Raw genomic sequence first — 13,204 nt, 5'->3', positions numbered from 1 at the left:
GTTCTTTTCGTTAATTTGTCGCCGTCGCCTTTTCCACACGCACACCTACCGCCACGATTTCGGGCAGGGTATCTCTGCGCATGTATTGGCTTACTTCTAATCGGTATTGCCCCGGGGCGGGAAATCCATAATTCTTTAGGAGTGGGAACTGGTGATCAAATACATCACCCAGACCGTCCCCTAAAGGCTTACCTGATTTCGCGTCAAACAGGTTAGCATTATCCAATTTGCCTTCGAGCATTTCTCCCGTTGAATCAGTCAGGCTGTATTTCACGTATATGTTTCGAAAGGGATAGCTTACTGAATTCCTGAGATTATAATATACGTTGTATTTTTGAGAGGTATCAGGAATCGAAAAGGTGAATGACTGTGTTGAATCTGCCAGCCATTGCCTGCCTGAAAGTTCGTTATTTACCTCATAAACTCTTGAATTATCACATGATACCAGAAATGGAATCACAATCAGCAGTTGGAGAATATATTTGATCATTTTTTATTCGTGTTTGAAGGGGGTTTTCTTCTGTTTCTACCCGATTTTCTTTTCTTTTTTTTCCTTACCGTACCTTTGTTTCTGTATTTGCGATCGATCCTTTCAAGATCACTGTTAAGTTGAACGGCATCGTCTGTACCCGTTGCTTCATCCTCCAACAGGGAAGATGGCTTCTGTCCTTTCTGATTCAGGCTGATAATCTGTGATACACGTTTAACCCCAATCGGATGCCAGGTGTTTTCTGCATCATAGCTAAACCACATTATCTTCCGGAAAATATCTGTCTTTTGAAGTCGCGCCGTGCCCTTTTCTGTAACCAATGGTCCGTTAAGATCTGGAATATCCTTCAATGCCTCCATGTAGGTATCCAATTCATAGTTCAGACAGCATTTAAGGCGACCACACTGACCGGATAATTTACTCGGATTGAGTGACAGATTTTGGTAACGTGCGGCGCTTGTAGATACACTTTTGAAGTCGGATAGCCATGTTGAACAACATAATTCCCTTCCGCAGGAGCCTATACCGCCGAGTCTTCCGGCCTCCTGGCGAAGGCTGATCTGTCTCATTTCCACGCGAATTCTGAATTCCCCTGCCAGCACTTTAATTAATTCGCGAAAATCTACTCTGTCGTCGGCAGAATAATAAAAGGTTGCTTTGGAATTATCTGCCTGATATTCAACATCGCTCAGCTTCATCGAAAGTCCTAATTGCTGAATTATCTGTCGTGTTCTGTACAGGGTAGGGAGTTCCCTTTGTTGTACTTCCAAATACTTTTCAAGATCCTTTTCATGCGCAATGCGGTAGATGGATTTGATCTCCTCATCATCGCGAATTTTCTTTTTTTGCATCTGAAGTCGCACCAGTTCACCCTGTAGTGAAACGTATCCGATATGGTGTCCATTCGGTACGTCAACAACTACAGCGTCACCTGTGGTAAGCTGCAACCCGTTGGAATTCCGAAAAAACTCTTTCCGGCCTCCTTTAAATCGTATTTCTATTATATTAAACTTGTCTTCAACCGGCATATCCATATTCGACAGCCAGTCGAAAACATTCATTTTATTGCAGCCTCCGGTGAGGCAACCTCCGTTATTCTGACATCCCGCAACCTTGCCATCGGCCGTACTGCACGAATTACATCCCATAATTTTTTGGTTGTGATATCAATTGGGCGCCGGATTTTCCCGATGCCCCGTCCTTCTTCTTAGTTAAATCTATCAAATGTAATTTAAAACATACGAAAAAGGAAAGCCAGAATTAATCAAGGTGAAATGAGAGAAGATCTTTTCCTATATCTTTCCTGTAATAACTGCCTTCCCAATGGATGTAAGGAAGACCCTTGTAGACATGATTCAATGCTTCTTCAAGTGTGGAGCCTCTTCCTGTGACAGACAGAACCCTGCCGCCATTTGTATAAACATGATACTTCTCCTGCCGTGTACCAGCATGAACCACTATCAAATTGGGAGGAACATCCGCCAGCCCGGATATTTCCTTGCCTTTTTCATATGCTTCGGGGTATCCCCCGGCTACCTGAACAACGGTTACAGCATAATTGGGATCAATTTCAATAGCCTGCCCTTTTAAGGAACCCTGAGCACAACTGGCAAGAATCTCAACAAAATCATTCTTAATCCGTGGGAGGACAACCTGTGTTTCAGGGTCACCCATCCTTACATTATATTCAATGACGTATGGATCTGAACCTACTTTCATCAAACCAATAAATATGAAGCCCTGATAGGGGATGCCCTCTGTTTGAAGTCCCTGGATGGTAGGCTCAACCACATTGGTTCTCACTTTCTCCATAAACTCATCGTTGGCAAAAATCACAGGTGAAACAGCACCCATCCCACCGGTATTCAACCCGGTATCACCTTCTCCAATTCTTTTATAATCCTTTGCTTCCGGTAGAATCACATAATCTTTACCATCCGTCAACACAAATACAGATAGTTCGATGCCTTCAAGAAACTCTTCGATCAGTACTTTGCTGCTGGCTTCGCCAAACTGCCTGCCGACCAGCATTGACTTTAGTGATTCACGGGCTTCTTCCTTTGACTGAGCGATAATTACCCCTTTTCCTGCCGCCAAACCATCTGCTTTTAATACAACCGGTATGTTACAACCGTTGATATACTCTAACCCCTGGTCCAGGTTTTCGGCTGTAAATGTCTGGGACTTTGCCGTCGGAATTGAATGCTTTTGCATGAATGCCTTGGAAAAATCTTTACTTCCTTCCAATTGGGCACCCATTTTTCCGGGTCCGATAAATAGGATTTTATCAAGTTCAGGTTTTGATTCGAAATAATCACGGATGCCCTCAACAAGTGGTGCTTCAGGCCCGACAACCACCATCCCGATATTCCTTTTTAGTACAAATGCTTCGATGGCGCCGAAATCATCTGATTTCAGGTCGACATTCATGCCGAATTGCGAAGTGCCGGCATTGCCCGGGGCTATGTAAAGCTGGCTGCACAATTCGCTTTGAGCAATTTTCCAGGCAAAAGTAAATTCTCTGCCACCACTTCCAAGGATCAGTATATTCATGGTTTCCGCATTTGTCGGGATAAAGGTAGGAACTCCAGAACATTCGCGGAAACCATTATCTGAATTCTTTAGTCACTTGTTCTTTGAAAAACACGGTACATTATTGAAAATGACCATAGTGACTCATTCATTTGAAATGGAAAAATCTGATTGTGAAGTTTCAATGTTCTCGTGTAAACCGGTGTATATCCGTGTACGATACGGAGTTGGAACCGGTCCATCATTAAAACCAGCCCTGCTTCAAATAAAACAGAAGGACTTGCCAGAGATCTGGCAGCTGTGAATAAATTCCTGACGGGTACCTTTAAGCCTGAATCATTGGTGTCGACAGTTAATGGCAGAGCAAATCCCAGGCCGGCGATGAGGGATAGCGTTGAACGGTGCCATTGCTTAATGCTGACGGAAACATTCGCTGTAGTTCGGATCTCTCGAATAGTTGGCCCACCGCCTTTTTTAAGCGGACACAGTGCACAGGTATCAGCACTGTTTTCCCATCCGCGAAGACTTATGGTATGTCGGCGGTAGCCGAGACTCATTCCGGCCTTCAGTCGCGGGCTTAGATTGGCCTCCAGAGAAATGGACGGAATAATGAATTTTCTACCTCTGGAATTGCTCGTTTCGAGGGTGAAGGAATTGTTCACAAGATTCCTCTCACTGTGACTGCCGGTGGCGAAACCAGCGCCGACAAGTATATCCTGTGCCGGGCTGGTATTCACTAATAAAATCATCAGGAAAAGTATAAGCAGGACCTTCATCAATGTTGATTGATGGTGAAATAAAGTTTTCCGGTGTTGTAATCAGTGCCGGTTCCGTTGGCCCTGTCACAGAAATTTACAAAGTCCTGATCCAGGAAATAGTCCTTCTTACTGATAGTGATCTTGACATTCCCGGAGACAGTTAAATTTTCAAATTTTGATGTCAGACCAAGGGTAATATCAATTTTACCCGTTGAAAAATCCTCTTCAAACCAGTCATAGCGCACCAGGTTCCCGAATACTTCTTTATCCCATATGAAGACGGGTTGATTTTTTTCATGCCATTCAGGAACACAGCTGAATATTCCACAATTTTTCCATTGGCTGCGGTCATTCGAGGGGAATGATTTCCTTAAAGAGGCAAATCCCGAAGGGTTTTTGGACGCGAGTGTCACGATGAAATAGACTTCCGGGTTACCGTCAAGATAATGTTCTGCTTCCCGCATGTAGTTCATGGTTGTAAATTTTGCTCTTGTTACCTGATCCATTCCAGGGTACATATCCCGCTCACAGCCTTCACTAACCGGTGGTTCCGGCTCGGTTTCATAGTAGCACTGAAGGAGTGATTCCTTTAGGAAAAAAGCAAGATTATGAAAGGTACCCTCCGAACGTACATTTTCAATACACTCACTCCTCGCCAGGCCGTTAAGCTCCTTGCGCGGGTCTTCGCCTTCGCGAACGACGATTGTTCGTTCGTTGTGACTTATTACCAGTACTAATTCGGATGATTCCTTCTTCAGCGAGAAGAGTTCCGGTATCCCGTCGCGAAATGCGACCAGATGATCTGTAGATGACAAGTCTATGTCCGGCGGTCTGTATACCACGAGCGGAATTTCATTTTCAGGTTCCCAGTTATCGGCTGTCAGATTAGTTAAACTCGGCATCGCAACCTGTAATAAAGGGTCTGATTTTACGATCTCATCCAGTGAAAACCTTTCAAAGTCCTGGCGGAACAAATCACCAAAGGCTGTTTCGGAGTTGATCAGATCTTTCTGATGCAGTGCCAGCAGAAAATTATAGTCACCATCAAATTTTTCGAGGATTTTTTCTTTTAAATAATGCCTCAGATCCGGGTTCTTTAGTTGAACGGAAAGGGCACGGGCAATGAACTCACCACCATTTCTGATGAAGACAGGATTCATTCGTTGGTCTCGGGAATGGCCGGGGGTTATTTCCGCCTCGTCCTGACAGGCGGCTAATACACCCGCAAAGGCAAATAGTATTATCCAGTTTCTCATATGTAGTTTTGTTTGAAAAATGAATTCAATGGCCATTGAAACTGAAACAAGAATATCGTGTGGGACGGCCATTGTATGGCCACGGTCAAAAAAAAACCGGACCCTTTCGGAATCCGGCTGTCTCGGGGGTAATTATTTTTAGTTGGCGTATTCAGACATGAATTTAATACGCATTAATCGCAGTTCCTCTTCGGAATATTCATCATTATCTTCATCATCCAGAGCATCCTCGATGCTATCCGTTTCAGCATTCATGAAGTATTCGAATATGTCATCCTGCTTGTCATAATCCAGGATTTCATCAATATAGTAATCCAGATTCAATTTTGTTCCTGAATAACAAATATTTTCGATCTCATCCAGCATCTCTTCAAAGGGTATATTCAGTGATTCTGCAATTTCTTCAAGGTCAACCTTCTTGTCGATCTGCTGAATAATGAAGATCTTGATTTTCGATTTATTAACGGAAGATTTCACTACCACTTCGGAGGCGGTGACAATATCATGTTCATCAACATATTCTGAAATCATTGCGAGAAAGTCTTTTCCAAACTTTTTCACTTTCCCCATGCCAACCCCGTTAACCTGTGCAAGTTCTGCCTCCGTTGTTGGGTAGGTGGTTGCCATTTCTTCCAGCGAAGGATCCTGGAAAATTACAAATGGCGGCAGTCCTTTCTTATCGGCCACTTTCTTACGCAGATGCTTCAGCATACCGAAAAGTTTTTCGTCGTATGCTTTGCTGTTATTAAGAGGCCGTGCTGCTTCTTCTTCTTCTGGAAGGTTGGAATCGTAATCATGATCCTTGGAGAGCATGATCGATTCGGGGTTTTCAATAAAGTTTCTGCCTCTGTCGGAAAGTTTAAGCACACCGATATTATCAATGTCCTTCAGTAGCAGTTCATAAATAAGCGCCTGGCGAATTACTGATTTCCAGAAATCCTCTGATTCATCCGCGCCTTTGCCATATGCATCAAGTTCATTGTGATGATAGGAAAGCACATACTGGTTTTCGGAGCCGCGAATAACGTGAACCAAATGTTTCAGTCCGAAACGTTCACCGGTATCCCTGGCGGTTTCAAGTGCCAGCTTTACAAATTCCCTGCCCTCAAACTGTTCCCTGGGGTGCAGGCAATTGTCACACCCCTCACAATTGTCGCGATCGTATTCCTCTCCGAAATAGTGGAGGAGCTGACGTCTGCGGCAAACAGGAGATTCAGCATAGAAAGACATTTCCTGAAGGAGTAGTCGTGCATTTTCTCGTTCCTGAACAGATTTATCCTTGTTGAATTTCTCCAGTTTATTGATGTCATTCTGACTGTAAAACATCAGGCATACACCCTCGAGGCCATCCCGCCCCGCACGACCGGTTTCCTGGTAATAACCTTCAAGTGATTTGGGCACATCATAATGAATAACAAACCGGACATCAGGTTTGTCGATCCCCATACCAAATGCAATGGTTGCAACAATGATATCCACATCTTCATTCAGGAAATCATCCTGATTTTTTTCCCGAACGGATGCATCCAGTCCGGCATGATAGGGAGCTGCCCGGTACCCGTTCACCTGAAGCAATTCTGCGATCTCCTCGACTTTTTTTCTGCTCAGACAATATATGATGCCGCTTTTATCCTTGTGATTGGCAAGGAACTGGATCAACTGCTTCTTTGCATGAACTTTTTGCCGCACTTCATAGTAGAGATTGGTGCGGTTAAATGATGACATGAATATGTCAGCATCCTCCATCTGAAGGTTTTTCTGAATATCCAGCTGTACCTTGGGTGTTGCCGTGGCAGTTAAGGCGATGACCGGGAGATTTCCGATTCGCTGTATAATTTCTTTGATCCGCCTGTACTCCGGCCTGAAATCATGACCCCACTCTGAAATACAGTGGGCCTCATCTACGGCCACAAATGAAATGTTGGCGGTTTCAAGAAAATCAATATTTTCCTGTTTTGTAAGTGACTCAGGAGCTACATAAAGGAGTTTGGTGGAACCCGTCAGACATTCCTTTTTTACCTTGTTGATTTCACCTTTACTCAATGTAGAGTTCAGGAAATGTGCGTTTACACCGAAGGCATTTAACTGGTCGACCTGATTTTTCATCAATGCGATCAGGGGTGAAATAACGATGGCAAGTCCGTCGGAAACAATAGCGGGTAGTTGATAACATAATGATTTTCCCGCACCAGTCGGCATGATCACAAACGTATTTTTTCCACTCAGGATGTTACGTATTATAGCTTCCTGATTCCCTCTGAACTGACTAAATCCAAAAACTTCTTTTAGTTTGGATTTTAGCGCATCCTTCTTCTCTTCAACCAGCATCTTGACAATAAGTTTGGATTAATTCATATCGATTTGTGTATCTTTGTTTTTGTGCTGATCACAATTACAACTCATTTGAAGTTAGTAAAAAATATTCAAAACATAGCTAGAAAAGTCCTCATAAATGAGGCCGACGCTATCCGTCAATTATCCACTTTCATTAACGATGAATTTGCTTCCTGTGTGCAGGCTATTTTGCAAATCCGGGGACGTGTTATCGTTACCGGAATCGGTAAAAGTGCGATCATAGCCAATAAAATTGTAGCTACACTTAATTCAACGGGCACCCCTGCCATTTTCATGCATGCAGCCGATGCTATCCATGGTGATTTGGGAATGGTTCAGAAGGATGATATAGTTATATGCCTTTCCAAAAGCGGCGAGACACCTGAAATTAAAGTGCTCGTCCCCCTGATAAAACGGACCGGTGCTCCACTGGTTGCCCTGGTAAGCAATATTGAATCCTTTCTCGCCCGCCAGGCCGATTACGTGTTGAACGCGACCATCGGGGAAGAAGCATGTACGTTAAATTTGGCTCCGACAACCTCAACAACGGCTGCGCTGGCCCTCGGCGATGCACTGGCCATATGCCTGCTCGAACTACGGAATTTTGACAGCCGGGATTTTGCACGCTTTCATCCGGGAGGTTCACTGGGTAAACAGCTCTACCTGAAAGTGGATGATATTATGGTCAATAATGAGGTACCTGTCGTAAGGCTGGACACTCCGCTGAAAGATGTTATAATTGAGATTTCCTCAAAACGACTGGGTGCCACAGCGGTAGTCGATACAGAGGGGATTCTCCAAGGCATCGTAACCGATGGTGACTTAAGACGATATCTTCAGAAAGGTGCTGATGTCGTGGATGCGAATGCGGCACAACTCATGAGTCCTGGCCCAAGAACGATCGAGAAAGGCGAGTATGCGGTGCGGGCCCTTCACCTCATGCAGCAAAACAGTATCAGCCAGGTTATCGTAATTGAAGAAGGGAAAGTATGTGGATTTGTCCATTTGCATGATCTTCTTAAGGAAGGTATAATTTAAATCAATCCTGATGAATAAAAATAATTATCTGGTCATCATGGCCGGGGGTATCGGAAGCCGTTTCTGGCCATTCAGCAGAAATGATAAACCGAAACAGTTTCTTGATATTTTGGGGATCGGGAAATCACTGATCCAGCTGACGTTTGAAAGATTTACTTCATTATGCCCGCCAGAAAATGTCCTGGTGGTCACAAATGCTGAATATGCCGATCTGGTGGCAGAACAATTGCCTGCATTGTCTTCGGAGCAAATTCTGCTGGAGCCGTTTCGCAGGAACACCGCTCCGTGCATTGCCTATGCAGCCTATAAAATCCAAGAGCAAAATCCTGACGCTGTTATGATCGTTGCACCGTCAGATCATGTTATCCTGAATACTGATCTTTTTATAAAAACGGTTTCAACGGCGGTGGAACAGGCGGCTGACCAGGAAAAGCTGATTACGATCGGCATTAATCCAAACAGGCCTGAAACAGGTTTCGGCTATATTCAATACCTGGAAAATACCGGCAATGACCTGAAAAAGGTTAAAACGTTTACCGAGAAACCGGAAAAGAGCCTTGCCGAAAAATTTATTGAAAGCGGTGATTTTGTTTGGAACTCAGGAATATTTGTATGGGGAGTCCGGGCCATTATTACCGGGTTTCATCAACATCTCCCTGAAGTTGCGGCTACATTCGACGAAATACGGGCTGACCTGGGGACAAGTCACGAAAATGATTCGATATACAATGCTTACTCCCATACTGCCAATATCTCGATCGATTACGGGATTATGGAAAAATCTTCGGATGTGTACGTTGTGCTCGGTGATTTTGACTGGTCTGACCTGGGATCCTGGGATGCCCTGTATGACATGTCTGAAAAAAATGAGGATGGGAATGTGGTAAAAGCCAATGCCCTGCTGTATGATACGACTGGGTCATTGATCACCGGCCCAAAAGACCAGCTGATCCTGGTTCAGGGATTGGATGATTACCTGGTTACGGTCTGCGACAATGTTTTTCTCGTTTGCAAAAGAGGTGACGAAAAGCGGTTTCGTGATTACGTCGCAGATGTTAAGGAAAAGAAGGGCAAAGAGTTCCTTTGATCAGGAGGTAAGCGAACGCTGCCTTACCGCTTCATAAATCGCGATAGCCGCTGAAACAGATACATTCAGGGATTCAATATTTCCAAACATCGGGATCATTCCACGTGCATCGCAAAGCTTGAGGTATTCCGGTGAAATGCCGTCCTCTTCAGATCCCATCAATATTGCGAGCGGTCCTGTCATATCAACTTCAAACAGCAGATCCTCTGTTTTTTCGGTACATGCCAGGATACGGATCCCGCTCTCGCGAAGGTAGTTAAGGGTGGATTTCAAATTTTCTTCGCGGCATACGGGGATATAGCCCAGGGCTCCTGCCGACGTTTTCATGGCATCGGCGTTTATTGCTGCACTTCCACGGGAAGGAATTACAATTGCGTTCATTCCGGCGCCTTCGGCTGTACGCGCAATTGCGCCGAAATTCCGAACATCAGTAACCCGGTCAAGAATAAGAATAAATGGCTCCTTGCCAGCGTTATAGCATTCCTGTATGACATGATCAAGCGAAGCATACTGAACTGCGGATACAAACGCGATCGCACCCTGATGATTCTTCCTTGTGATCCTGTTCAGTTTTTCACCAGGTACATAGCTGATCGGAACACGGTGTTTTTTTGCCTCCTGAATCAGTTCTTTCATAAGGGGGTTATTGGTTCCTTTCTGCAGAAGAATTTTGTCGATTTCCTTGCCCGCATGAATATTCTCCATGATGGCCCGTATTCCAAAAAGGTAATCCTTGGGGCTTTGTGATGCGTTCATCAGGTTAATTAAAGGTCATTTATTGGCATACCCTGCCTCCAGATCTTAACCGCCTTGATCCAATCTTCAGCAAGAACCGGATTTCGTTCAAGGACGTATTGTCGGGGTGCATAGGGGCTCCGCAAAGTAACGAATTTAAAGATCAACGCTGGTATATTATCCCCACCTTTATAACTCCAGATCTCTTGCTTGCCGGTACGTATCACTTCATCGGGTGGCCCGAAAATGATATAAAGCATTCCGCGATCTGTTTTCCAGCCCTCCTTGTAAGAAGTGAAAAGGTCGTTCGCCTCGGCCACACGCCGGTAATAATTTTTAATGATCCATTTCGCATTTTCCTTCGAACCGGTCATATCCAGCCAGAAGCGGTCAAAGACCTGTTTGTTTTCGATATTCAACATCAGGCGCTCACGCTCCTCCCGTGTAGTGATATATACCAGTGGTTCGATGAGATCAGATATAGTGACGTATTCAGGAAAGTAGGGCCCCTGGATGCGATATACCATGCGAATCTCCTTATCTGCCGACCTACCTACGTATAACCCGGGCTCATCGAAAATGTGATTGAAGGACGAGTCCATTTGAAAACTGGATTTCAACGACAGTGTACGGGCAACTTCCGGTTCACTTGTGCTCATAGGCGGCAGAGCAACCGGAAATTCATGGTCATAAATATCGAATGTGATCGGGACCGCGGCCGATATATCATATTTGCCCTCATTCAGATAGCTTTTAAGCATGGGTATTCCAAACGTGTTGATCAACAGCGCCGGAAAAGGGCGTTCCTCAAAATCAATATTTTCATAGAATGACAAACCGCTGGAAGCACTTTTTACTTCACTGATGATAAGGGGATCAGATAAACTTGAAAACCGGAAAGAATAGACGGATTCACTGCCCAATCTTTTGATCAGCTGACTTGATATGGGATATATTTCATTGCCTTCCAGAGTCTCCTCGTAGTTTGAAAGTCCGTAAAATGAAAAGTCATATTCCGGATCCACCTGCTCGGTGCGGTCGGTGATGCCGATCATTATTTCATACTCTCCCGAAGGCCGGAGTCCGTAAATAACATGCATATCAATCTCTTCCTCCGGATTATACTGATGCGCATAATTTATGCGTTCAGGTGTATTCTGGGAATACAGTGAGGTTATTGATAAAAGGAAAATGGACGCGTATACTAAAGCTTTCATTCGACTCTTTTTATAAATATACATCAAAAAGAGAGCCAAAATGATCAGATTCATTTCAAAATCGGGTATTCTCGCCCTGATCCTCTATTTTTGCCGCATAAAATAAGCGTATGGCTGTATACACCACTGAAATAGCATCTGACCGGATTACCTCTGATAATCCGATTCACCAACGATTACTGGAGGCATATTATTTGTCGAGGGATTATCTGAAGGGGGACCTGCTCGAAGTAGGTTGTGGAGAAGGGCGAGGGATTGCTGTTCTGCTGCCTCATTGTGACTCCTATACAGGAATTGATAAAATTGAGGAAGTAATCAACTCACTCCGCGCACAATATCCGGATCAAACGTTTATTAGTGGAAATATTCCGCCTCTGAGTATGTTCGAAAGCGCCTCTTTCGATAGCATTGTTTCCTTCCAGGTAATTGAACATATTCGGGACGATCACGCCTATCTGCAGGAATTGTATCGGGTTTTAAAGCCCGGAGGAGTAGCCCTGCTTACAACACCGAACCGGAAAATGAGTCTATCCCGAAACCCCTGGCATATTCGGGAGTATACCGCCGCTGAACTTACTTCCCTGGCAAAGAAATATTTCCCTGAGGTGGAAATGAAGGGAATTACGGGAAATGATAAAGTGATGAGATATTATGAATTGAATAAGGCATCCGTCAGGAAATTTACCCGTTTTGATATCTTTAATCTTCAGTACAGGCTGCCGGCTCCAATACTCAGGATACCCTATGAATTTTTTAACAGGCTGAACAGGAATAAATTAAAGGAAACCGATGATGCTTTAACTCTTTCGATTCAGCATGATGACTACATATTAACAGAAGACGCAGGTTCAGCTCTTGACCTGTTTTGCATTCTAAAACGATAACGTCTTTTATTTTAACGGATAGGTTGATGTTGAATCAATTATTATATTGGGAGGCAGATTTCTGTTTTAACAATGAGCACCTATCGTTTTTGGCATGTTGGAAACTGGTGTATTCACACCGGTCAAAAATACATTGAATCTCCTTTTCTGGGCCCCACCAAAGGTGTTGAAATCCTCAATTATGCGGAAGAATTTGTGGATTCGTTGCGGGATATCCCTGATTCGGAAGTAATCTCAGAGCCTTCCTGGGACTTATACAATATGTCGCCCGAAGCGTTTGAAGAGCGACTTTCCTGGGCAACCTGCATAATATTTGGTGATGTGGAAACCAAGTGCCTCATGCTTCATCCTGATTTCTTTAACCGGAATAAATGGACCGAGGGCTACGTTACTTTTCCCGACAGATTTGAGATACTCCGTGATTGGGTTGCCAAAGGGGGGCATTTTCATATGAATGGCGGATGGTACAGCTTTGGAGGAGAGCTTGGTAAAGGAGGCTGGGGGCGATCGGTTTTTCACGATGCGCTTCCGGTAGTTTGCAGGGAAGGTGATGACCTGATTGAATCGACGTCGAGTTACATGGTTCGTACCCAGGTTGAAGGCCATGCCGTAATGAGCGGCATAGATGTAAGCGAAATACCTCCCATACTGGGATTTAATCAAACTACCCTCCGGCCCGGAGCTGAAGCATTACTTGAAATACACGCATGGGGGGAATGGCATCCTTTATTAGCAGGACATCATGTCGGTAAGGGTAAAGTAACAGCCTTCACGACCAGCGCTTCCCCTCATTGGGGGATTAATCTGGTTAAGTGGCCTCAGTACAGACAATTATGGGCGCAATTATTTACGAGATACTAGTTAAATGAAATT

General features: G+C 44.3%; 12 protein-coding genes. 4 read left to right on the top strand and 8 right to left on the bottom strand.

The features are described from left to right. Positions 1–10 precede the first annotated feature (10 nt). The 6 genes from LDX50_RS24885 to recQ all read right to left on the bottom strand — a co-directional run bounded on the left by LDX50_RS24885 (position 11) and on the right by recQ (position 7,364). Positions 11–490: a gliding motility lipoprotein GldH gene (locus LDX50_RS24885; RefSeq protein WP_225698985.1), complete on the bottom strand. Its 480-nt coding sequence runs from the start codon at positions 488–490 to the stop codon at positions 11–13. Beyond that, positions 487–1,638 (bottom strand): PSP1 domain-containing protein, encoded by a 1,152-nt coding sequence (locus LDX50_RS24880; RefSeq protein ID WP_225698984.1) that lies wholly within the window; start codon positions 1,636–1,638, stop codon positions 487–489. Before LDX50_RS24880 ends, LDX50_RS24885 begins: the two co-directional genes overlap by 4 nt. A 112-nt stretch (positions 1,639–1,750) precedes the next feature. Then, positions 1,751–3,043, bottom strand: a complete 1,293-nt coding sequence (gene purD / locus LDX50_RS24875) for a phosphoribosylamine--glycine ligase (RefSeq protein ID WP_225698983.1) — start codon at positions 3,041–3,043, stop codon at positions 1,751–1,753. 68 nt (positions 3,044–3,111) lie between these two features. Further along, positions 3,112–3,798, bottom strand: coding sequence for a hypothetical protein (locus LDX50_RS24870; protein ID WP_225698982.1), 687 nt, complete (start codon positions 3,796–3,798; stop codon positions 3,112–3,114). Further along, a complete protein-coding gene (locus LDX50_RS24865; RefSeq protein WP_225698981.1) occupies positions 3,798–5,036 on the bottom strand; it encodes a hypothetical protein in 1,239 nt (412 codons plus the stop codon). The genes LDX50_RS24870 and LDX50_RS24865 overlap by 1 nt, the downstream gene beginning before the upstream one ends. Positions 5,037–5,174: 138 nt before the next feature. Further along, complete coding sequence (recQ, locus tag LDX50_RS24860; protein ID WP_225698980.1) at positions 5,175–7,364, bottom strand: DNA helicase RecQ; 2,190 nt, start codon at positions 7,362–7,364, stop codon at positions 5,175–5,177. A 75-nt stretch (positions 7,365–7,439) separates the two neighbouring features. Here recQ and LDX50_RS24855 point away from each other — a divergent pair, with 75 nt between their 5' ends. Beyond that, a complete protein-coding gene (locus tag LDX50_RS24855) occupies positions 7,440–8,408 on the top strand; it encodes a KpsF/GutQ family sugar-phosphate isomerase (protein WP_225698979.1) in 969 nt (322 codons plus the stop codon). Between the two features lie 10 nt (positions 8,409–8,418). Further along, positions 8,419–9,495 carry a mannose-1-phosphate guanylyltransferase gene (locus LDX50_RS24850; protein ID WP_225698978.1) on the top strand — a complete coding sequence of 359 codons (1,077 nt, stop codon included), beginning with the start codon at positions 8,419–8,421 and terminating at the stop codon, positions 9,493–9,495. Here LDX50_RS24850 and rlmB read toward each other — a convergent pair whose 3' ends face one another. Together rlmB and LDX50_RS24840 are read right to left on the bottom strand one after the other, a co-directional pair. Beyond that, positions 9,496–10,251 (bottom strand): 23S rRNA (guanosine(2251)-2'-O)-methyltransferase RlmB, encoded by a 756-nt coding sequence (gene rlmB, locus LDX50_RS24845; protein WP_225698977.1) that lies wholly within the window; start codon positions 10,249–10,251, stop codon positions 9,496–9,498. It lies immediately after the preceding gene. 8 nt (positions 10,252–10,259) lie between these two features. Next, positions 10,260–11,447, bottom strand: coding sequence for a GWxTD domain-containing protein (locus tag LDX50_RS24840; protein WP_225698976.1), 1,188 nt, complete (start codon positions 11,445–11,447; stop codon positions 10,260–10,262). A 110-nt stretch (positions 11,448–11,557) separates the two neighbouring features. Here LDX50_RS24840 and LDX50_RS24835 point away from each other — a divergent pair, with 110 nt between their 5' ends. Together LDX50_RS24835 and LDX50_RS24830 are read left to right on the top strand one after the other, a co-directional pair. Then, a complete protein-coding gene (locus tag LDX50_RS24835) occupies positions 11,558–12,331 on the top strand; it encodes a class I SAM-dependent methyltransferase (protein WP_225698975.1) in 774 nt (257 codons plus the stop codon). A gap of 72 nt (positions 12,332–12,403) precedes the next feature. Next, the gene (locus LDX50_RS24830) at positions 12,404–13,192 is read left to right on the top strand and encodes a glutamine amidotransferase (protein WP_225698974.1); all 789 of its coding nucleotides are present in this window, start codon (positions 12,404–12,406) and stop codon (positions 13,190–13,192) included. Positions 13,193–13,204: the final 12 nt, after the last annotated feature.

Source organism: Fulvivirga sedimenti, from assembly GCF_020328055.1.
Note: the sequence above shows the minus strand (reverse complement) of the source record. Positions and strands in the feature narration are given on the sequence as shown.